The sequence below is a fragment of the Solitalea koreensis genome (assembly GCF_900182575.1).
GTDB lineage: Bacteria > Bacteroidota > Bacteroidia > Sphingobacteriales > Sphingobacteriaceae > Solitalea > Solitalea koreensis.
The window spans coordinates 36,819-57,731 of record NZ_FXSZ01000006.1; the positions used below are offsets into that span (position 1 = coordinate 36,819).

A 20,913-nucleotide genomic window follows, 5' to 3' on the forward strand; every position below is an offset into this window, starting at 1 on the left:
AAATTTAACCAGAGATTATGATAAACCATTTTAATATCTCTGACCAATCAAAAAATCTTAGTTTATGAGAGTATATTTAGATAATGCTGCCACTACACCAATTGATAAAGAAGTAATTAAGGTGATGGTTGATGTGATGGAAAACAAATACGGAAATCCTTCATCCATCCATGCGCAAGGCCGTGAGGTGCGTTCTGTTGTAGAGGTGTCCCGTAAAACGATTGCCAAACTTTTAAACACTTCTCCATCCGAAATATTCTTTACTTCAGGAGGTACTGAAGCTGACAATACTGCTATTCGTTGTGGTATCATTGATAACGGAATTACTCATGCTATTACTTCTAAAATTGAACATCACGCCGTTCTTCATACTTTAAAAGAGATGGAGAAAAAAGGTGCCATTAAACTAAGTTTTGTGGAGCTTGATGAGAAGGGAAATGTGAACTACGAGAGCCTGGAAGAGTTGTTAAAAAACAATGAACGCAGTTTTGTGTCGTTGATGCACGCCAATAACGAAATTGGTAATCTTCTTGATGTTGAACGTGTAGGTAATCTTTGTGAACAATACAATGCATTATTTCACTGTGATACGGTGCAAACAATGGGGCATTATGTTCATGATTTAGATAAACTAAAAGTTCATTTTGTTGCATGCGCTGCTCATAAATTGCACGGACCCAAAGGAGTAGGCTTTTTATACGTTAATCATAAAGTAAAGATTAAACCCTTAATTTACGGCGGTTCTCAAGAACGCAATATGCGCGGCGGAACAGAAAACGTGTACGGTATTGTTGGTATGGCTAAGGCACTTGAAATCGCTTACAATGAGATGGAACAACACCAAACATACGTCCAGGGTTTAAAAACATACATGAAAGAGCAGTTAATTGCTAATTTTCCAGATGTGTCATTTAATGGTGAAACGGAACCTGAGAGAAGTTTATATACCGTGCTAAATGTATCTTTTCCTGAATCAGATATGGGTGACATGATGCTGTTTAATCTGGATATTAATGGTATTTCAGCATCAGGCGGTAGTGCTTGTTCATCCGGATCGAATGTGGGTTCGCACGTACTTACAGGCATTGGTGCCGATTCAAATCGTCCTGCAATTCGTTTTTCTTTCTGTAAATACAATACTAAAGAGGAGATTGATTTTGTGATCGAAAAACTAAAACAAATCATTCCTGTTGAAGCATAGTTGATTTTGCTATATAAACAAAAATGGCTCAAGGTGTTCTTGAGCCATTTTTGTTTATGATTAGATTAGTCTTATTTCGTCACCATTCTCAAAAACGAAGCAATTTTCGCTTTCATTTGTCTTCTGTCTACAATGAAGTCCAGGAAACCGTGTTCTAAAACGAATTCAGCACTCTGAAAACCTTTTGGAAGATCTTTTTTGATAGTTTCTTTGATAACACGTGGTCCGGCAAAACCAATCATTGCTCCTGGCTCAGAGATATTGATATCTCCTAACATAGCAAACGATGCAGTAACACCGCCAGTTGTTGGGTCGGTAAGTAATGAAATGTAAGGGATTTTAGCTTCAGAAAGTAAGGCTAGTTTACCTGAAGTTTTAGCCATCTGCATGAGCGAGAAAGCGGCTTCCATCATACGTGCTCCACCTGATTTTGAAATCATCAAGAATGGAACTTTATGTTCTAAGCAGTAATCAATTGATCTGGCAATCTTTTCACCTACAACCGAACCCATTGATCCACCGATAAAATTAAAGTCCATACAAGCAATTACAAGGTCCTGACCTTCGATTTTACCATGACCTGAACGAATTGCATCTTTTAAACCGGTTTTACCCATGGTTTCAATAATACGGGTAGTATATTTTTTGGTGTCAAAGAAATTTAATGGATCACCAGAGGTAAGTTCGCTAAATAGCTCTGTATACTGATTGTCGTCAAATAAAACTTCAAAATATTCTCTTGAGCCAATGCGTAAATGATAACCGCAATTATGGCATACATATTTATTTTCTACTTGCTCTGAAGAGTGTAATACTTTTTTGCACGAAGGGCATTTATTCCACATGCCATCTGGAGTTTCCTTTTTTTCTTCGGTTTTAGTAGTAATACCTTCTTTAACGCGTTTAAACCAACTCATATGTTATTTATTAATGGGGGTGCAAATTAAGAAAAATAAAGTATTATAAACAACCACCTTTTTAAGTAGTAATACAGATTTTAAATTATGTCTAAATTGGTAATTGTGTAATGAAGTAAGAGTTTTGTTAGATAAAATATAAAGTATTAATACAAACTTTAATATTGTGTCAATTATTGTTTGAAAAATCTTTGCTTGTTGGGTTATCATAAAACAGTTTAATTAGTATATTTACCACCTGTTATTCAAAATGTAGTTTTATGTCAAATCAAATACAGGCCTCAATTTCAAGGGGCGTTTTGCACGGTGATGCGGTGCAGGAATTATTCGAATTAGCTAAACAATATCAATTTGCTTTACCTGCAGTTAACGTTATTGGTACTGATTCAATTAATGGAGTAATGGAAACTGCTAAGGCTGTAAACTCTCCGGTAATTATTCAATTATCAAACGGAGGAGCGCAGTTTTATGCTGGTAAAACCTTGAACAATGATAATTTGCAAGCTTGCGTTTTGGGTGCTGTTTCAGCGGCTCAGCATGTTCACTTGTTAGCCGAGCATTATGGTGTTTCAGTTATTCTGCATACTGATCATGCCGCAAAAAAATTATTGCCTTGGATTGATGGGATGTTAGAGGCTGGTGAGAAATTTTATGCGCAACACGGTAAACCATTATTCTCTTCGCATATGATTGATCTTTCAGAGGAACCTCTTGAAGAAAACATTCACATTTGTAAAGAATACCTTGCCCGTATGAGCAAAATCGGTATGACCTTAGAAATTGAACTAGGTGTTACAGGAGGAGAAGAGGATGGTGTAGATAATTCGGATGTGGATAGCTCTAAGTTATATACTCAACCTTCTGAAGTTGATTACGCATATACTGAATTAAGTAAAATCAGTCATCGTTTTACTATTGCCGCTGCTTTTGGTAACGTACACGGTGTTTACAAACCAGGTAATGTAAAATTGCAACCGATCATCTTGAAAAACTCTCAAGACTTCATCAAGAAACAACACAATACTGAAAGTGATAAACCAGTTGATTTCGTGTTCCATGGTGGATCAGGTTCATCGCAGGAAGAAATTCGTGAAGCTATTTCTTACGGTGCCATCAAAATGAATATCGATACCGATTTGCAATGGGCATTCTGGGAAGGCGTTTTGAATTTCTACAATGATAAAAAGGATTACTTACAAGGACAAATTGGCAACCCTACTGGTGCTGATGCTCCTAATAAAAAATACTACGACCCACGTGTTTGGTTGCGTAAAGGCGAAGAAACCTTCGTTAAGCGTTTAACTCAAGCATTTGAAGATTTGAACGCAATTAACGTTCACGGTCGCATTTAAAAAAAATAATGATGAATTTTAGATTATGAATGAACTTCGTTTGTAATCAATGAGAGCTTTCCAGTTTTGCGGAAAGCTCTTTTTTTTATAGTTTGTATTGATTTAAAATTCACAACTCGCAATTTTGGAAATGATAAAAGTTAAACAGGTTCATTCACGAACAGATCTTGAGGATGTTTTTACTATACGCAGGAAAGTATTTGTTGAAGAGCAAAAAGTGCCGGCCGACCTTGAATACGATGACTATGACGACGAAGGTGCGGTTCATTATGTGGCCACTTTAAATGGAAAAATAGTTGGAGCGGCACGTTGGATTACAACCGATGAAGGTTATAAACTTCAGCGATTTGCCGTATTACCCGAAGCCAGAGGGAATGGAGTGGGTTCTGAATTGGTGAAAACGGTGTTGGATGACATTCCTTCTGATGGAAAGAAAATTTATCTTCATTCACAAGAATCTGCTGTTGGTTTGTATTTAAGGCATGGTTTTGTAATTGAAGGTGAACGTTTTGAAGAAGCTGGAATTGGCCACTATAAGATGGTGCTAAAAATGTAGATAATGGCGCAGTCAATTGTCGATAGGCCATAGTTAATAGTTTCATTTAGAATTCATGATTTATCATCCATAATTTCCTCTTATCCTATGTTAAAAAAACTAATCTTCTTTACATCGATAATCTTTTTAGCTCTGAATACTTATTCTCAATCAGCTAACATATCAGGAGATTGGTTTGGACGCGTTGATTTAGGAATCTCTCTGCGTCTTGCATTTCATATTTCAGAACAAGGCAATGCATTCAAGGCTACTATGGATAGCCCCGATCAGAAAGCTTTTGGGATTGCTGTTGATAAAATTACAATTAATAATGATACGCTTCAGCTAAGTATTGAAAGGATTGGCTTTAATTATGTAGGTGTTGTTAATAAAGATTTTCAGCAGATAAATGGCAAATTAAGTCAAGGTTCCATTTCAAAGGAACTAAACTTGAGCAGATCTGAAGTAAAAAAGGACGCTGCAAACCGGCCGCAGGAACCCAAACCGCCCTTTGAATATGTTAATGAAGATATTTCATTCCATAATACTAAAGATTCTGTTACGCTTTCGGGAACGTTTAGTCACCCCAGTACAAGTGGTAAATACCCTGTGCTGGTTTTAATTTCAGGTTCAGGCCCGCAAGATCGTGATGAAACCATGGCTGATCATAAGCCGTTTTTAGTGATTGCTGATTATCTGGTTAAAAATGGTTTTGCTGTTTTGCGTTATGATGACCGAGGTTTTGGTAAGTCGACAGGTAGTTTTGCCAACTCATCATTATACAATTTTGCGGAGGATGCCAAAGCTGCAGTCCGTTACTTAAAAACACGCAACGATGTTGACCAGAAAAATATTGGCCTAATTGGGCATAGTGAGGGAGGGTACATTGCTCCGATGATAGCTGCTCAATCCAAAGACATAGCGTACATCGTATTATTGGCAGGCCCCGGAATTAAAGGCTCTGATGTGATCCTTACTCAAAACAGGTTAATTAGAGCTGCTAACCATACGCCAGAGGAGAGAATTAATCAAGAATCGGATTTGATTAAAAATTGTACGTCAATAACGGCTTCAGGATCAAAAAAAAATAATCAACAATTACGGACACAATTTGAAGCTTTTTGGAATTTACTCAGCCCAATTGAGCAACAAGCATTGGGCTCAAAAGAAGCTTTTGTTGAAAGTCGTACTGAAATTTGGACCGCTCCATGGTATTCGGATTTTATCCATTTTGATCCTTCAATTTACCTGCAAAAAGTAAAATGCCCTGTTTTGGCAATGAACGGAACAAAAGATTTACAAGTAGAATATCAATCGAATTTGGAAGCTTTAAGTAGGAATTTATCTATAGCTAAAAACAAACACTGCACGTTTGCTGCAATGGAAGGTTTAAATCATTTATTCCAAACTGCAACTACCGGTACGATTGATGAATACGAACAAATTGAAGAAACCTTTTCTCCTAAAGCATTGAAATTGATGAGTGATTGGTTAAAGCAAGAGATTAAGTAATAAAAGTTTTCTATTGGATGTCATCCTTACTTAGCTAAGACATCCAATAGTTAAAGCCTTACGCAATCGTTACGCCTTTCTCCAGGTAAACATCCTGAACAGCGTTTAATAATTCAATGCCTTCCTTCATAGGTCGCTGAAAAGATTTCCGACCCATTATTAATCCTTGTCCCCCTGCCCGTTTGTTAATTACGGCTGTGGTAACAGCTTCTGTTAGGTCACTTGCGCCTTTTGATTCTCCACCTGAATTAATTAATCCTATTCTGCCTGCATAACAATTCAACACCTGATAGCGGCAAAGATCGATAGGGTGTTCTGAACTCAATTCTGTATACATTTTAGGGTTTGATTTGGCAAAGCCGATTGCTGTAAATCCGCCGTTGTTTTCCGGGAGTTTTTGTTTAATAATATCAGCCTGGATGGTTACACCCAGGTGATTGGCTTGAGCAGTAATGTCAGCGGCTACATGGTAATCCACACCATCTTTTTTGAAAGCATTGTTACGGGCATAGCACCACAGTACGGTTGCCATTCCTAATTCATGAGCATGTTCAAAGGCTTGTGCAACTTCTATGATTTGTCTATTAGACTCTTCCGATCCAAAGTAAATGGTAGCCCCCACTGCTACTGCGCCCATGTTCCAGGCATCTTCTACTGAGCCAAACATAATCTGGTCGAATTTATTAGGGTAGGTTAGGAGCTCATTGTGATTCAACTTTACAAGGAAGGGTATTTTGTGTGCATACTTTCTCGATACAGACGCTAGTACTCCAAAAGTTGAGGCAACTGCGTTACAACCTCCTTCCATAGCGAGTTTTACGATGTTTTCCGGATCGAAATAGATAGGATTAGGTGCAAAAGATGCTCCCGCCGTATGTTCGATGCCCTGATCAACCGGAAGTATGGATAAATACCCTGTATTTGCTAATCGGCCATGGCCATACAAGGTTTGTAGGCTCCGAATTACCTGATTTGATCGATTACTTCCCGAAAACATACGATCCACGAAATCGGCGCCCGGTAAATGGAGGTTCTCTTTTATAACAGTTTTTGATTGATGATCCAGCAGGAAAGATGCTTTATCGCCAAGGATTTTGGTGATTGCTTGTAATGACATAGGAGTGAGAGTGTTGATCGTTTTATAACATAATTTACTAAAAAAATAATTTGAAATAATTTTTGATTTCAGATTTAATTAATCGTAATATTGCGATATATAATAAGAGCAATGGGGGTTAGCCGAACAGATATTTATACAGCCGAACAAAATGAACTAGCTTTATTGATGAAGGCTTTGGCTCATCCTGCCCGAATTGCCATCATCCAATATCTTATTAAGGTAAATAAGTGCATTTGTGGAGATATTGTCGAAGAAATCGGCTTGGCTCAGGCTACCATTTCACAGCATCTAAAAGAATTAAAAGCAGTGGGTTTAATTCAGGGAACAATTGAGGGCACTAGTGTTTGCTACTGTATCAATGGTGCTGTTTGGAAACATTTTCAGGATGAGTTGAATGTGTTGTTTGGAAGTTGGAAGCCGATTACTAATTGTTGTTAAAATTTTTTGATGATATTAATCGGTATTTTGCGATTAATATCATTCGATTTACGATAAAAAAAACAGGTATGAAATCAGAAGAAGAATTGAAAGCACTTGTTAAAGAAAAATATAGTGCAATAGCTCAACAAGACAAAGAAACCAATATGAGCTCATGCTGTGGGTCGGGTTGTTGTTCTGATGAGGTCTATAACATCATGAGCGACGACTATTCAAAATTGCAGGGTTATAATGTTGATGCTGATTTAGGTTTAGGTTGTGGCTTGCCCACAGAATTCGCCAAAATCAAAGAAGGTGATGTGGTAATCGATCTGGGTTCAGGAGCAGGTAACGATTGTTTTGTAGCCCGTCATTTTACCGGTGAAAAAGGTAAAGTAATTGGAATCGATTTTACTGAAGCAATGATTGCTAAAGCGCGTTCAAATGCTGAGAAACTGGGTTTTAATAATGTTGAATTCCGTATGGGTGATATTGAAAAAATGCCGGTTAGCTCAGCCACAGCCGATGTTATTGTAAGTAACTGTGTGTTAAACCTGGTTCCGAACAAGGTAAATGTAATTAAAGAAATTTACAGGGTGTTAAAGCCTGGTGCACATTTCAGTATTTCGGATATCGTGCTGGTAGGGGAGTTGCCTGTTAAAATTCAACAAGCAGCGGAAATGTATGCAGGTTGCGTTTCGGGAGCGATACAAAAGCAAGAATATCTGGATATTATTGATAAGGCAGGGTTTGAAAAAATCACGGTTCAGCAGGAAAAAGCAATTGTGATACCCGATGATATTTTAGCCGCTTATTTATCAGCTGAAGAAATTAATGAATTTAAAGCCAGTCAAACCGGAATTTTCAGTGTAACGGTGTATGCAGAGAAACCTGATAGTTGTTGTCAGCCAGGTTGTTGTAGTTAAATTTAGATAATTAGATAAAATGAATATGAAAGAACATTGGGAAAAGGTTTACGAAACCAAAGAGCCTCACCAAGTGAGTTGGACACAGGAAGTACCCCGAATCTCTCTCGACATCATTCATGCTTTTAATCTTCCCAAAAATGCTCAAATAATTGATATTGGCGGCGGCGAAAGTAAATTAGTTGACTTTTTGCTTGAAGAAGGATTTGAAAATATTACCGTTCTTGACATCTCCGAAAAAGCGCTTGAAAAAGCAATAAAACGGTTGGGCCCTAAATCAGAAAAGGTAAAATGGATAGTTAGCGATATTACTGATTTTCATCCTGAAACAGCTTATGATGTTTGGCATGATCGGGCAGCCTTCCATTTTCTAACTACCGCACCGCAAATCAATAAGTACATTGATATTGCCCGAGCGGCGGTGAAAGGTTATTTAGTCATTGGGACTTTTTCTGACAATGGTCCTAAAAAATGCAGCGGTTTGGAAATTAAGCAGTACAATGAAGCAAAACTACAAGAACAATTTGCCATAGGTTTTGACAAAATCTCTTGTATAACAGAAGATCATATTACTCCTTTCCAAACCAGCCAGAATTTTTTGTTTTGTAGTTTTAAAAGCAAGCAGTCCGTGGAACTTGGACATTAATTGAAGATATCTGAATGAAAAAATATTTAGCCGAACTAATCGGTACTTTTTGCCTGGTTTTTTGCGGAACAGGTGCTATTACCATTAATGAAGTAACAGTTGGTTCAGTAACCCACATGGGAATTGCCATCACCTTTGGGCTTATAGTCATGGCCATGATTTATGCTTTTGGCGAAGTTTCAGGATCACATATTAATCCGGCTGTAACACTCTCTCTTGCCGTTGGAGGTCATTTCGAATGGCGAGAAACAGTTCCATACATCACTTCACAATTAACAGGAGCATTAATAGCCAGTCTCGCACTTAAAGTACTGTTTCCATCAAGTCTATTGTTGGGTGCAACTTTGCCTGCAAATGCCACTCTTCAGTCATTTATACTAGAGATTATTTTAACTTTTATGCTGATGCTAACGGTTTTATTAGTGTCCGGCTCTAAAAATAATCAGTTTACGGGATTAGCCGTAGGGGGAGTTGTTTTGTTAGAAGCGATGTTTGCCGGACCTATTTGCGGAGCCTCTATGAATCCGGCCCGATCTATAGCTCCTGCCCTGGTTTCTGGTCATATGGAACATTTGTGGATATATATATGCGCTCCGGTTGTAGGAGCATTATTGGCAACCGGAATCTGTAAGTTGTTAGGAAAGAGATAATTGATAAAGAGTTAAATTGAAATATATTTATAAATGAAAAAAGTATTAGTCCTTTGCACTGGTAATTCTTGTCGAAGTCAAATGGCACACGGGTATCTGGAGCATTTCGCAGGAAATAAAGCCCATATTTATAGTGCAGGTGTTGAAACTCATGGCGTAAATCCTAATGCAATTGCTATTATGGCAGACGATGATGTGGATATTTCAAAGCACACTTCAAATAACGTAAATGAATACTTGGATATTGATTTTGATTTTGTGATTACTGTTTGTGATAACGCCAATGAACGTTGTCCGGTATTTCCATCAAAAGCAAAGAAATTTCATCACAATTTCCCTGATCCGGCAAATTTGCCCGGCAACTGGGAAGAACTTCGCCCTGAATTTGCTCGTGTTCGAAATATGATTAAAGAATATATGAGCGATTTTGTGAAACAAAACATCGCTTAACAACAAAACCCGCATATGCAGTAAGCTAACAAACGGCCATTAAAGTAAAATTAGCGGGTTCTTGATGGCCTATTAAAAACAAAACACTTTCAGAAAAAAAAGAGCTGTCTCCAAATTCGATTTAACCTTATTAAGTCTTGTTGAACGGAGTCGAAGGGTCTGTTCGTTAATGACACAGGCCCTTCGACTACGCTCAGGTGACTAATTACCTCTTTGGGAAATTAGGATTCGCCATTACTTCTTCAATTTGTAAAGTGTGACGGGCAGAGTGTGCTGCCATAAAAAGTATAGCTTGATAGGTATCTATTTTACCTATTGCCGGATGATCGATCACATGGTCGCGAAGATCATCTTTGGTGCTTGAAATGTATTTTATGTGATCATTTCGTCGATCAAGAAATGCTTTAACAGCATCTTGTTCTGTAGGTAGTTTTGCACCGGTTGGTTGTAAAAATTCAGGAGCCTTGAATTTTTTTGAACGATCAGTAATCATCGTAATTATCTGTTCATCCGTAACTTTTATGTCTTTTCTCATGTCAGGATTGGCCGCATCTTTCATGCCTTGTTGAGCCATTTCTCCAAGGGCATTTTCTGCTAATGCAATATGTTCAACACATTGTTTAATTGACCAACGAGAGGTGTCAGCTTTAAAATTCAATTGTTCGGGGCTTAAACCCTTAAGATCATTCATCAAGTGATCTCTGGTTTTTGTCAAATAATCGACTAAGAATTTACGTTCAGTTTCGTTGAGCGTTTTTTCCTGTAGGGTAAAGCTGGTTAAAAATGTAACAACAGCTAAAAGGATTATTTTTTTCATGGTTTGAATATTAGATAGAATTATTCTCTATCTAATTTACCTCAATTTGTCGGAACTTAAAAACAATCCGATAGAGATGTTTTCGGCTTAAACCTATTTTTTTCATCTTTGCGGCATGCATAAAAACATCAAGTATTTTCCTGGCCTTAGCGCGCTACGCTTCTTTGCAGCATTTTTTGTTTTAATGCATCATTCTGAAACCATCCGTAAAAAGTATGGATTATTCAATTTGGAAGCTTTTTCTCTATTTCAAAACGGAAGTACTGCAGTTTCATTTTTCTTCGTGTTGAGCGGATTCTTAATTAGCTATCTTTTGCTAAAAGAAGATCGCGATCGAGGAGGCATTAGTGTTAAAGCATTCTATTGGCGACGAGTGGTCCGGATTTGGCCGCTTTATTTCTTGCTAGTAGCAATAGGCTTGTACCTGGTTCCGTTTGGGTTGAAGCTCATCCATTTCAATTACCCCATGCCTTATATACCCAATCAGGTTTTGCCTTATTTTCTCCTGTTTATGCCTTTTATGGTCAATATTCTGTTCGGAAGCAGTTTGCTTGAACCGCTATGGTCCATCGGGGTGGAAGAGATATTTTATTTGATTTGGGCGCCCTTAATGAAGTTTTTTCATAAGCATATGCTTAATCTATTTGTCGCCATTATTTTGATTAAAACAGCATTGATGACACTGTTTTTTTATTTCATCAATGTAGAGCCGAATTCCACCTGGGATATTGTTAAGCAGGTTATTGATATATTGAAATTTGAAGCCATGGCCATTGGAGGAGTCGGCGCTTATTTGGTTTATTACGCTTCAAAAGATAAAAGGCATTGGAAAATATTTTCTCCGGTATTTCAAGTGGTTTGTTTGATCTTATTGTTTCTGCGCGTAGCTCTGCATCATGAACTGATTGCATCTGAAACTGTTTTTGGAGATGTATACAGCGTCATTTTTGCTAAACCAGTACTTTCCAACCTCGTTCTTTATGTACTTTTTCTTTGGTTAATTGTGAATGTATCCATGAATCCGAAAAGCTTTTTAAAGCTAGAAAAAAAATGGTTGAATTCACTGGGAGATGTTTCATATGGAATTTATATGTATCAAATGTTGATCATATTTGCTGTTGTTCTTGTGCTGAAAAAGCACCTAATGGCAATGACCCCAATTCCGTCTACCATATTATTCTATTTCATGATAGCAGGAGTAACAATAGGCATTTCTTACCTCTCCAAATACCTGTTTGAAAATCAGTTTTTGAAATTAAAGGGTCTGGTTAAGTGAAATAATTAAGAGGTTGGTTTTCGACTTTGTTCAAGCAATTAATAAAATTGCACCCTAATTTAAATAAATATTCTTTGTGAGAACAGCAAAGCGTCTTCCCATGCGTCCATATTAAGCCCTGTATCGATGTTTTGTTGTTGAAAGTAGTCAATTACGTTTTCAGTTGCAATGTTTCCTGTGAGCTTGTCTTTGGCCATAGGACAGCCCCCGAAACCACGTACTGCCGAATCAAACCTTCTGCAGCCGCTCAGATAGGCAGCTTCTATTTTTTCTTTCCAGGAGTTCGGTGTTGAATGGAGATGCACTCCAAATCCAATATTAGGGTGGGCCTTACTGAGATTACCAACCATATATTGAATGTTCTCCGGGGTGGAAACACCCACAGTATCTGATAAAGCTATAATTTCAACATCCAGTTCGCTGATCTGTTGTACCCAGTGGGAAGCGATATCAAAACTCCACTCATCACCGTAGGGATTGCCGAATCCCATGGAGATATAGATCACTAATTTTTTCTTGTTTTTGATACTTAACTGCTGGATTTTCTCCACTGTAACCAATGAATCGGCAATGGATGAATTGGTATTACGTAATTGGAAGGTTTCTGAGATGGAAAAAGGAAATCCAAAATAAGTGAGCTTCTCGAATTGACATCCTTCTTCAGCACCTCTTAAATTGGCTATAATGGCCAATAGTTTGGTGGTAGTGGAGGAGAGATCAAGTTTTTTCAATACTTCTTTCGTGTCAGCCATTTGAGGTATGGCTTTCGGCGAAACAAAACTTCCAAAATCGATAGTATCGAATCCTACTTTTAACAGTTTATTAATGTATTCGGCTTTCAAATCAGTCGGCACAAAATCATGCATTCCCTGCATGGCATCACGTGGGCATTCGATGAGTTTTATTTGTTTATTGCTCATTTTAATAGGTTTTGGATTTAGGTTGGATGAATAAGACTACAGTTTTTCAGACTTTATTCCTCAAACTTATAGCCCTCTTCAGATGACTTCTTTTCATACGGACGAATAATAAGTCTGGTACCGCGATCATAGCTAAAATAACTCCATACCCAGTTGACAAATACAACCAGGCGATTCCGGAAACCTACCAATGTCATTAAATGTACAAACATCCAAACAAACCACGCAAAGAAACCCTGGAAACGGATGAAACTCATATCCACCACAGCTTTGTTTCTTCCAACGGTAGCCATAGCGCCTTTGTCGAAATAGTTGAAAGCTTCCATCGGAATATCGTTCACAAGATTAATAATGTTTTTAGCCAAATGTCGCCCTTGCTGAATAGCCACAGGAGCGACTCCCGGATGCCCTTTGGGAAGGTCTTCGGTAATCATGGCCGCAACATCCCCAATGGCAAAAATGTCTGTATAGCCTTCAATTTGATTAAACACATTCACCTTATAACGGTTGCCAGGTACAATTTGTGTGTTATTCAAGCCTTCAATGGTAACGCCTTTTACTCCGGCCGACCAAATAACGATTTTGCTTTCCAGTATTTTGCCACTGGCAAGTGTTACTTTTTCTCCGTCATAGCTCAGTACACGGTCGTTGGTCCGAACATTAACCCCCATTTCCTTTAAAAATTGCTCTGATTTTATGGAAGCCTGTTCACTCATGCTATTTAACACCCTTGAAGAAGATTCAACCAAGTTAATCTGCATTCTGCGTATATCCAATTCAGGATAATCATGAGGTAGCACGTGATTTTTTAATTCAGCTAATGAACCAGTTGTTTCCACGCCAGTTGGTCCGCCACCCACAACCACAAAATTCATCCAGGCTTCCTGTTCTGCAATGCTATCATGCTGTAAGGCTTTTTCAAAATTCTGAAGTACTACGCTGCGTAAATTCAATGCTTCAGGTATGGTTTTCATCGGCATGCCGTTGTTTTCCAGATCCTTTAAACCAAAGTAATTGGAATCAGAACCAGTGGCAATTACCAGGTAATCGTAACCGAGTGTTCCAAGGTTAGTATGGAGTATCTTTTTTTCAGGATCAATTGAAATAGCTTCAGCAACTCTGAAAATAAAGTTTTTCTGAAACATAAAGATTTTGCGGAGTGGGTAGGCGATTGAATCGGGTTCCAGGCCTCCGGTAGCAACTTGATAGAGAAGGGGCTGAAAAGTATGATAATTGTGGCGATCAATCATAATTACCTGTACCTCTTTATACTTTAATTTTTTAGCAAGCTGAATGCCTCCAAAACCACCACCAATAATTACAACCCTGGAAAATGTGCTATCCGGAATATCTACTGACATGATGAAAAGTTATAACTAAAAGTAATAAGTTATATTGAGAAGAAAGATAAAAGAATCAAGGATAAAAGGGGGACTCTATGGTAAAGCCCTTAAATCCATCTATAATTTCCGTTAGATTAAATAAATACCAAGGCCTTGATCGTTTTCAACTAAAACAAAAAAGCATCTGCCATTGCTGACAGATGCTTTTTAATATGCTTAAAATGCAGGCTTATTTAACTAATACTGCATCTTTTTTATCAGCTAAAAGATGATCGTCTTTGCTGATCATATCCACAACAATTGGGGTTGCCACGAATAATGATGAGTAAGTACCAAAAACTACACCTACTAACAAGGCGAATGAGAAACCACGAAGTGTTGCTCCTCCGAAGATGAAAAGAACAATTAAAACTAACATAGTACATAAACCTGTAACCATGGTGCGGTTTAAGGTACTGTTCAATGCTTTATTAATTACATCTGAAAGACTTTGGTTTTTAGCATAGTGCGTGCCCATGTATTCACGAACGCGGTCAAATACAACTACCGTATCGTTCATTGAGTAACCCATAACGGTTAGGATAGCGGCTACAAAGGCTTGGTCAATATCCAATGAGAAAGGAAGAATACCTCTCAGCAAAGAGAATAATGCCAGCAATACCAGCACGTCGTGAGCAAGTGCTACTACTGCACCTATACCAAACTGCCAACGACGGAAACGAATAACAATGTATACGAATACTACCAGGATGCCCAATACAATCGCAATGATCGACGAATTACGCATATCATTTGCAATTGTTGGCCCTACAATTTCGGTAGCAACCACATGACCTTTAATGCCATTCATTTTGCTTAATCCTTCATGTAGTTTGCCATCAACAAACTTATCGATGCCATTGCTTTGATCTTCAATTTTGTAAGCTGTAGTAATTTTTACCTGACTTGAACCACCTAAGGTTTGAACTGTAGGAGCTTCATTGTCAAATGATGGAGCGAGGGCTTTACTCACATCAGCTACTTTTACACCTTTATCAAATTGAACGATATAAGTACGTCCACCTTTGAAGTCAACACCTAAGTCGAAACCTTTTGTGACGATAGAAATAGCACCGGCAAGAATAATTAAACCAGAAATAGCGTAGAAGATCTTACGTTTCGCAACGAAATCGTAATTAACATCTTTAAACCAATTTCTAGAGAAATTATGTTGGAATTTAATGAGTTTATTTTTAGCTAATTGTGCTTCGAAAATCAAACGAGTGATGAAGATTGCACAGAACAATGAAGTGAAAATACCGATTACCAATGTTGTAGCGAAACCTTGAACCAAGCCAGAAGAGAATACATATAGAATAATACCCAATAATAGAATGGTTACGTTAGCATCAATAATGGCTGAATAAGCATGTTTAAAACCATCAGAGATAGCCATGCGTAAGCTCTTACCATGATCCAACTCTTCTTTGATACGCTCGTAAATCAATACGTTGGCATCAACCGCCATACCAATATTCAGAACGATACCGGCAATACCAGGTAATGTTAATACTGCACCAAAAGATGCCAATACTCCAATCATGAAGAATAAACTCACGATTAAGGCAATGTCAGCAGTAATACCGGCATTGTTATAGTAAATTGCCATGAAAATTAAAATCACCACTAAACCAGCTAAACATGAAAGTAAACCTGAGTTAATAGCTTCAACACCAAGAGTTGGACCTACAGTGGATTCTTGAATAATTTTTGCAGGAGCAGGCAATTTACCGGCTTTCAGAATGTTGGCCATATCCTGAGTTTCTTCAGGTTTGAAGTTCCCCGAGATCGATGAAACACCACCTGAAATTTCATTTTGTACGTTAGGGGCAGTATAAACAGCATCATCAAGTACAATAGCCACAGCACGATTATTAGCTGCAGCAGCTTCAGCAGTAATTCTTCTCCATGCTTTAGCACCGTCAGCATTCATGTTCATTACAACTTCTGGTTTGCCATCCTGACTGAAGTCAGCACGTGCATTCGAGATTACGTCGCCACCTAAAGCAGCTTTACCATCACGTCCAGATGCTTTCAATGCATGTAATGCAAAGATGTTTTTATCATTGATAGCTTTTACACTCCATACTAAACGAAGGTTAGTAGGGAAGTTCGCTCTCACCTCAGGCATTGCCAAGTATTCATTTACTTTAGCAGTATCCTTTAATGCCGCATAGCCCACTACTGAACCACGTCCTAACATTTGCTGACCATTTTGACCTTGAACGGTATTTGGAATCAATACAGCAAATAACGGATTCTGCTTAGCAAGCATTGTTTGAGCTGCAGAAGTATCCTTTTTACCTGAATCCGACTTCATTTTATTCAATAAAGCCAGTTCACTTTTCTTGGTAGTATCTTTAGCAATTTCAGTTTTAGCAACAGCAGGAGCCGTTTTTTCAGTTAATGCTAAACGTGCTGCTATTACTTTGTTCGCAGCATCAATAGCACCGAAAACTTCTTGATTGTCATAAGTTTCCCAGAACTCTAACTTTGCAGAACCTTGTAACAGTTTACGAACACGCTCAGGATCATCAACACCCGGCAATTCGATCAAAATACGGCCATTGCCAATTTTCTGAATGTTAGGTTGTGTTACACCGAATTTGTCAATACGGGTACGAAGAATGTTAAATGAACGATCAAAAGCACTTGCCGACTCTTTAGTCAATACTTTCAATACATCTTCGTTACTTGAATTGAAATTGATACGATCTTTATTCTCTTGCGTAGCAAAAATCTCCGCTAAACGACCATTTGGGGCCACTTCTTTGTAAGCCTGACCGAAAAGAGTAACAAAGTCTTTTTGGCTAGTAGCAGAACGCTCTTTGGCCAGGTTAAGTGCTTTGTTGAAATTGGCATCGGTACTGTTGCCCGACATTGAACGAATAAGATCTGCCAATGAGATCTCCATTGTAACGTTCATACCACCCTTTAGGTCAAGACCAAGGTTAAGTTGTTTTTCCTTACAGTCTTTGTACGTGAATTTTGCAAAACCAAGGTTGTAAACCGGTTCGGTCGCAATTGAATCCAGGTAAATTCTTTCTTTGGCGGGATCGCCATGTGCATACTCTTTAGCGTTTTTTTCCACTTTGCTAACCACCCATGTGAATGAGATGTGGTATAAACAAGCCAACGCTAATGCAATAGCCACAAACCTGATAGCACCTTTTCCTTGCATAATGAGGTAAAATTTAATTAAAAGTTGATCTTTAAAATTTTATTCGGTTTTTTTCGAGAGTCGCAAATCTAAATATTTTTTTAAATAACGCAAGTCAGAATAAGTCAAAACAAATGAGACCTAATCGAAGAATTAAACGGATTGCTATAGGACTAATTATTGTTCAGAAAAATGATCCGGTTTCAGGTTTCTTTTTTGAAAAGTAATACCCCTATAATCAGTTACTTGATTCCAATTTTCAATTTGGACTCTCAGTTTAAACTCAAAACCAATGCTTCTTGCTCGCTTTTTCTTTCAATTGGGGTTTTAAATACTTGTGTCGGACTATTTAAACAGTTAATAAAAAAACAAAATAATTATTTTCTATTGTAGATCACAAAAGAGTAATCCAATGTGTTTTTTTCATCTTTTAAATGATCTTCTCGGGTAACTTCTATCCATTTATTTGAATCTATCTTCGGAAAATAAGAGTCACCTTCAAACTCATTATGAATTTCTGTAACATATAGTGTGTGTGCAAATTCCATCGATTGACGGTAAATGTCCGCTCCCCCAATTATGAACACTTTTTCGTCTGAGGTTGAAAGTGTTAAAGCAGCTTCTAAAGAATTGACCACTTCACATCCATCAATCATTAAATCAACATTTCTGGTGATTATAATGTTTCTTCTGTTAGGTAAAGGTTTTCCAATTGAATCATAGGTTTTACGTCCCATAATTACGGTGTTTCCGGTAGTGAGCTTTCGAAAGTACTTCAGATCAGCGGGTAAATGCCAAATTAAAGTATTTTTACTCCCGATAGCGTTATTATTAGCTTTCGCTACGATGATATTTATCATTTTATTCGATGTGGTCGATAGTTCATTGCCCATAGTTTCGCTTTAACCAAGGTCTGTTTACTATCGACATGTTTAAACAGCTACTGCAGCTTTAATATGTGGATGTGGATCATAGCCCGTTAGTGTAAAATCTTCAAATTTAAATTCAAAAATATTTTTCACCTCTGGATTTATATGCATGCTTGGCAATGGGCGCGGATGACGTGATAGTTGCAATTTGGCCTGTTCTAAATGATTTAAATACAGATGAGCATCGCCAAGTGTATGTACAAAATCACCGGCTTGTAAATCACATGCCTGAGCCACCATCATTGTTAATAATGCATAAGAGGCTATGTTAAAGGGAATGCCCAAGAAAATATCCGCACTACGTTGATATAACTGGCATGAAAGTTTTCCCTCTGCTACGTAAAATTGAAAGAAACTATGACAAGGAGGAAGAGCCATATTTTCAATTTCAGAAACATTCCAAGCCGAAACAATGATACGTCTTGAATCAGGATTGCTCTTTATTTGGTTTATTATATTGCTTATCTGGTCTATTTTATCCCCATTAGGTTTAGGCCATGAACGCCATTGCGAACCATATACAGGTCCGAGTTCTCCGTTCTCATCAGCCCACTCATCCCAAATGCTCACGCCGTTCTCTTTGAGGTAGCTAATATTGGTTTCGCCCTTCAAAAACCAAATGAGTTCATGGATGATTGACTTTAAATGTACTTTTTTTGTAGTAATTAATGGAAAGCCTTTTTGTAAATCAAAACGCATTTGATAGCCAAAAACGCTTAATGTACCCGTTCCGGTTCGATCATGTTTTTCAGTGCCATGATCAAGTACATGTTGCATTAAGTCCTGATACTGTTTCATATAATTATTCTTGTTTCAAAAATAGAAATCCAATTTCTAAAATCAGCTTTAATTTAGGTTTTAAATTATCGCAAAATTATAATTAAATGGCACGATTGTTGATATTGACAAAAAAAAGAAACTTTTTGAATAAAATATAAGGTTTAAGTCGCTATTAATTAAATTAAAAGAATTTAATTAAATTAATATTTTTTTATAGGGATTTTAATATATTGTTGTTAATAGCAAAGTTGGTATCCTAACTACCCATCTTCTATCTTTTTCATTGGTGTTCATTCACGGTTGTCATGGATAGAATATCCGCATAACTGTAAAGTTTACGCTCTCTTTTTTTGTAAACTATATCAGTATCTATGAATACATTTTTTACCATCCTTAAAAAGCCATTAGTTCACACTATTGGATTACTGCAAGTTTTATTATTATGTTTTTCCGTTGGTGTAAAAGCTCAAACAACACCATATCGTCCACTTAGCGATACGCATAGCGATGGGGGGCTGCTTTGTGTTGGAACTTTTACTTCTGGTGAATCCAAAGCCTATGATCTTGACCCTAATTCATATGCTACCCTTCAAAACGATGTAGGATTGGCTTGTTTCGCTGAAGAGACAGTACAATTTGGTCAAACAGCAAAAGCTGGAGATAGCATATTGGTATATTTGGGAACAGGAGGCGGACTTCTTGACGCAACCTTATTGGCAAACGCAACTCTGCAAGCAAAAAATTCTGGAACAAATGTAGGTTCTCCTATTGCATTAAATAGTGCATTGCTAAATCTTCAATTATTAAGCGGTGGCACAAAGGCTCTAGTAAAGTTTCCTGTTTCCGGAAACACAAATCAAATTCAAATTAAAGCTGGGGGATTATTGAGTTTATTGGTAACCCTACGGATTTATGATATTCAATTAAAATTTGAAAATCCGACGGTTGTTGGAGGTTTGAATAAATCAATTTGTAGTGGACAAAGTACTACTGTTACAACAACTACTACCAATGGTACAACGTTAGATTGGTACGATGTCCCGTCAGGGGGTATTGCATTACAAAGTAATACTAATTCATTTACAACACCAATAATTACAGTTGATAAAATATTTTATATTCAGGTAAATAGAGCAGGAGGGGGAAATGAAGAGCGATTACCTGTAAAAATAAATGTAATTAATCCTTCTGCACCAATAGTTAACTCAATCAATATATGTTCGGGCTCGGCTACCACCTTATCGGTGAGCAGTCCGAAAGCGGGCGAGACCTATAACTGGTACTCGGCGGCAGCGGCAGGGAGTTTGCTGGGTACCGGCAGCAGTTTCACCACGCCGGTATTAACGAGTAATCAAAGCTACTATGTAGAAACGGCGCAAAGCAGTTGCATCAGCGCCAGTCGTACGCAAGTGGATGTGACGGTAAATGCTTTACCGGCCCCTGCGGTCTTGCAAACTTCGGATGTAACGATTAATGCAAATCAAACGGCCAGTCTGGAAGCAACTGCAGGAACAGGGGAGGTGGTTGACTGGTACGATTCAGCCTCAGGGGGAACGCTCTTACACACGGGCAGTCCGTTTGTAACGCCAGCCTTAAACACTACCACCACGTATTATGCAGTTGCTCGCAACAGCAGTACGGGCTGCAGCAGCACCAGCCGGCAGAGTGTTACCGTTCAGGTGAATGCCATTCCATCGAGCAGTTGCCTGCAGGCTGATACCCAAAACAGCGGCATCAGCGGCGTGTTGTGTGTACTCTGCAGCGTTCAGAACCCGGGTTATTCAGTAGATAACAATTCTTCTAATTATACACAGCTCAATGCAGCGGTAGGCGTTCTGGCCAGCGTGTACCAACGTTTGGTGTTTCCGGCAACAGGCATAGCCAGCGATAGCATCAGTTTGGATTTAGAGCTTCCTTCGGACC

19 protein-coding genes are annotated in these 20,913 nt (G+C 38.1%); 11 read left to right on the forward strand and 8 right to left on the reverse strand.

Features of this window, described 5'->3' with window-relative positions; all coding sequences use genetic code 11:
* Window positions 1-64 precede the first annotated feature (64 nt).
* Window positions 65-1,201 carry a cysteine desulfurase family protein gene (locus FN756_RS10175; RefSeq protein ID WP_142603942.1) on the forward strand — a complete coding sequence of 379 codons (1,137 nt, stop codon included), beginning with the start codon at window positions 65-67 and terminating at the stop codon, window positions 1,199-1,201.
* Window positions 1,202-1,272: 71 nt separating this feature from the next.
* On the opposite strand, the gene accD is transcribed toward FN756_RS10175, so the two are convergent.
* Complete coding sequence (gene accD / locus FN756_RS10180) at window positions 1,273-2,118, reverse strand: acetyl-CoA carboxylase, carboxyltransferase subunit beta (protein ID WP_142603943.1); 846 nt, start codon at window positions 2,116-2,118, stop codon at window positions 1,273-1,275.
* A 260-nt stretch (window positions 2,119-2,378) separates the two neighbouring features.
* Between accD and fbaA the strand changes: the two genes are divergently transcribed.
* The 3 genes from fbaA (at window position 2,379) to FN756_RS10195 (ending at window position 5,517) form a co-directional block, all read left to right on the forward strand.
* Window positions 2,379-3,470, forward strand: a complete 1,092-nt coding sequence (gene fbaA, locus FN756_RS10185) for a class II fructose-bisphosphate aldolase (RefSeq protein ID WP_142603945.1) — start codon at window positions 2,379-2,381, stop codon at window positions 3,468-3,470.
* A gap of 130 nt (window positions 3,471-3,600) precedes the next feature.
* Window positions 3,601-4,026: a GNAT family N-acetyltransferase gene (locus FN756_RS10190; protein ID WP_142603947.1), complete on the forward strand. Its 426-nt coding sequence runs from the start codon at window positions 3,601-3,603 to the stop codon at window positions 4,024-4,026.
* A gap of 87 nt (window positions 4,027-4,113) precedes the next feature.
* Window positions 4,114-5,517, forward strand: a complete 1,404-nt coding sequence (locus tag FN756_RS10195; protein WP_142603949.1) for an alpha/beta hydrolase family protein — start codon at window positions 4,114-4,116, stop codon at window positions 5,515-5,517.
* Between the two features lie 58 nt (window positions 5,518-5,575).
* Here the strand turns inward: FN756_RS10195 and FN756_RS10200 are convergent, their stop codons facing one another.
* Window positions 5,576-6,634: a class I fructose-bisphosphate aldolase gene (locus tag FN756_RS10200; protein ID WP_142603951.1), complete on the reverse strand. Its 1,059-nt coding sequence runs from the start codon at window positions 6,632-6,634 to the stop codon at window positions 5,576-5,578.
* Window positions 6,635-6,745: 111 nt separating this feature from the next.
* On the opposite strand from FN756_RS10200, the gene FN756_RS10205 reads away from it, so the two are divergent.
* The 5 genes from FN756_RS10205 to FN756_RS10225 all read left to right on the forward strand — a co-directional run bounded on the left by FN756_RS10205 (window position 6,746) and on the right by FN756_RS10225 (window position 9,726).
* Complete coding sequence (locus tag FN756_RS10205; RefSeq protein ID WP_142603953.1) at window positions 6,746-7,075, forward strand: ArsR/SmtB family transcription factor; 330 nt, start codon at window positions 6,746-6,748, stop codon at window positions 7,073-7,075.
* Window positions 7,076-7,143: 68 nt separating this feature from the next.
* The gene (locus FN756_RS10210) at window positions 7,144-7,980 is read left to right on the forward strand and encodes an arsenite methyltransferase (RefSeq protein ID WP_142603955.1); all 837 of its coding nucleotides are present in this window, start codon (window positions 7,144-7,146) and stop codon (window positions 7,978-7,980) included.
* A 19-nt stretch (window positions 7,981-7,999) separates the two neighbouring features.
* Window positions 8,000-8,626 (forward strand): class I SAM-dependent methyltransferase, encoded by a 627-nt coding sequence (locus FN756_RS10215; RefSeq protein WP_142603957.1) that lies wholly within the window; start codon window positions 8,000-8,002, stop codon window positions 8,624-8,626.
* Window positions 8,627-8,640: 14 nt separating this feature from the next.
* Window positions 8,641-9,276: an MIP/aquaporin family protein gene (locus tag FN756_RS10220; RefSeq protein ID WP_142603959.1), complete on the forward strand. Its 636-nt coding sequence runs from the start codon at window positions 8,641-8,643 to the stop codon at window positions 9,274-9,276.
* Between the two features lie 33 nt (window positions 9,277-9,309).
* Window positions 9,310-9,726, forward strand: coding sequence for an arsenate reductase ArsC (locus FN756_RS10225; protein WP_142603961.1), 417 nt, complete (start codon window positions 9,310-9,312; stop codon window positions 9,724-9,726).
* A 205-nt stretch (window positions 9,727-9,931) separates the two neighbouring features.
* Here the strand turns inward: FN756_RS10225 and FN756_RS10230 are convergent, their stop codons facing one another.
* Window positions 9,932-10,543, reverse strand: a complete 612-nt coding sequence (locus FN756_RS10230) for a DinB family protein (protein ID WP_142603963.1) — start codon at window positions 10,541-10,543, stop codon at window positions 9,932-9,934.
* Between the two features lie 115 nt (window positions 10,544-10,658).
* Between FN756_RS10230 and FN756_RS10235 the strand changes: the two genes are divergently transcribed.
* The gene (locus tag FN756_RS10235) at window positions 10,659-11,819 is read left to right on the forward strand and encodes an acyltransferase family protein (RefSeq protein ID WP_142603965.1); all 1,161 of its coding nucleotides are present in this window, start codon (window positions 10,659-10,661) and stop codon (window positions 11,817-11,819) included.
* Window positions 11,820-11,878: 59 nt separating this feature from the next.
* Here the strand turns inward: FN756_RS10235 and FN756_RS10240 are convergent, their stop codons facing one another.
* From FN756_RS10240 to FN756_RS10260, 5 genes are all read right to left on the reverse strand, one after another.
* A complete protein-coding gene (locus FN756_RS10240; protein WP_142603967.1) occupies window positions 11,879-12,739 on the reverse strand; it encodes a hydroxymethylglutaryl-CoA lyase in 861 nt (286 codons plus the stop codon).
* A gap of 53 nt (window positions 12,740-12,792) precedes the next feature.
* Window positions 12,793-14,100 carry an NAD(P)/FAD-dependent oxidoreductase gene (locus FN756_RS10245; RefSeq protein WP_142603969.1) on the reverse strand — a complete coding sequence of 436 codons (1,308 nt, stop codon included), beginning with the start codon at window positions 14,098-14,100 and terminating at the stop codon, window positions 12,793-12,795.
* A gap of 211 nt (window positions 14,101-14,311) precedes the next feature.
* The gene (gene secDF, locus FN756_RS10250; protein WP_142603970.1) at window positions 14,312-17,302 is read right to left on the reverse strand and encodes a protein translocase subunit SecDF; all 2,991 of its coding nucleotides are present in this window, start codon (window positions 17,300-17,302) and stop codon (window positions 14,312-14,314) included.
* Between the two features lie 356 nt (window positions 17,303-17,658).
* Window positions 17,659-18,141: a dihydrofolate reductase gene (locus FN756_RS10255; protein WP_142603972.1), complete on the reverse strand. Its 483-nt coding sequence runs from the start codon at window positions 18,139-18,141 to the stop codon at window positions 17,659-17,661.
* 72 nt (window positions 18,142-18,213) lie between these two features.
* Window positions 18,214-19,008 carry a thymidylate synthase gene (locus FN756_RS10260; RefSeq protein WP_142603974.1) on the reverse strand — a complete coding sequence of 265 codons (795 nt, stop codon included), beginning with the start codon at window positions 19,006-19,008 and terminating at the stop codon, window positions 18,214-18,216.
* Window positions 19,009-19,361: 353 nt separating this feature from the next.
* Here FN756_RS10260 and FN756_RS14480 point away from each other — a divergent pair.
* A partial coding sequence (locus FN756_RS14480) for an immunoglobulin domain-containing protein (RefSeq protein ID WP_449441400.1) occupies window positions 19,362-20,913 on the forward strand: 1,552 nt, incomplete at its 3' end.

Bases quoted from the DNA above. Each gene is read 5' to 3' on its own strand.
- secDF (WP_142603970.1), bottom strand. From the start codon at position 17,302: ATGCAAGGAAAAGGTGCTATCAGGTTTGTGGCTATTGCATTAGCGTTG.
- accD (WP_142603943.1), bottom strand. From the start codon at position 2,118: ATGAGTTGGTTTAAACGCGTTAAAGAAGGTATTACTACTAAAACCGAA.
- FN756_RS10245 (WP_142603969.1), bottom strand. From the start codon at position 14,100: ATGTCAGTAGATATTCCGGATAGCACATTTTCCAGGGTTGTAATTATT.
- FN756_RS10220 (WP_142603959.1), top strand. From the start codon at position 8,641: ATGAAAAAATATTTAGCCGAACTAATCGGTACTTTTTGCCTGGTTTTT.
- FN756_RS10205 (WP_142603953.1), top strand. From the start codon at position 6,746: ATGGGGGTTAGCCGAACAGATATTTATACAGCCGAACAAAATGAACTA.
- FN756_RS10200 (WP_142603951.1), bottom strand. From the start codon at position 6,634: ATGTCATTACAAGCAATCACCAAAATCCTTGGCGATAAAGCATCTTTC.
- FN756_RS10215 (WP_142603957.1), top strand. From the start codon at position 8,000: ATGAATATGAAAGAACATTGGGAAAAGGTTTACGAAACCAAAGAGCCT.
- FN756_RS10260 (WP_142603974.1), bottom strand. From the start codon at position 19,008: ATGAAACAGTATCAGGACTTAATGCAACATGTACTTGATCATGGCACT.
- FN756_RS10195 (WP_142603949.1), top strand. From the start codon at position 4,114: ATGTTAAAAAAACTAATCTTCTTTACATCGATAATCTTTTTAGCTCTG.
- FN756_RS10230 (WP_142603963.1), bottom strand. From the start codon at position 10,543: ATGAAAAAAATAATCCTTTTAGCTGTTGTTACATTTTTAACCAGCTTT.
- FN756_RS10240 (WP_142603967.1), bottom strand. From the start codon at position 12,739: ATGAGCAATAAACAAATAAAACTCATCGAATGCCCACGTGATGCCATG.
- FN756_RS10235 (WP_142603965.1), top strand. From the start codon at position 10,659: ATGCATAAAAACATCAAGTATTTTCCTGGCCTTAGCGCGCTACGCTTC.
- FN756_RS10255 (WP_142603972.1), bottom strand. From the start codon at position 18,141: ATGATAAATATCATCGTAGCGAAAGCTAATAATAACGCTATCGGGAGT.
- FN756_RS10210 (WP_142603955.1), top strand. From the start codon at position 7,144: ATGAAATCAGAAGAAGAATTGAAAGCACTTGTTAAAGAAAAATATAGT.
- FN756_RS10175 (WP_142603942.1), top strand. From the start codon at position 65: ATGAGAGTATATTTAGATAATGCTGCCACTACACCAATTGATAAAGAA.
- fbaA (WP_142603945.1), top strand. From the start codon at position 2,379: ATGTCAAATCAAATACAGGCCTCAATTTCAAGGGGCGTTTTGCACGGT.
- FN756_RS10190 (WP_142603947.1), top strand. From the start codon at position 3,601: ATGATAAAAGTTAAACAGGTTCATTCACGAACAGATCTTGAGGATGTT.
- FN756_RS10225 (WP_142603961.1), top strand. From the start codon at position 9,310: ATGAAAAAAGTATTAGTCCTTTGCACTGGTAATTCTTGTCGAAGTCAA.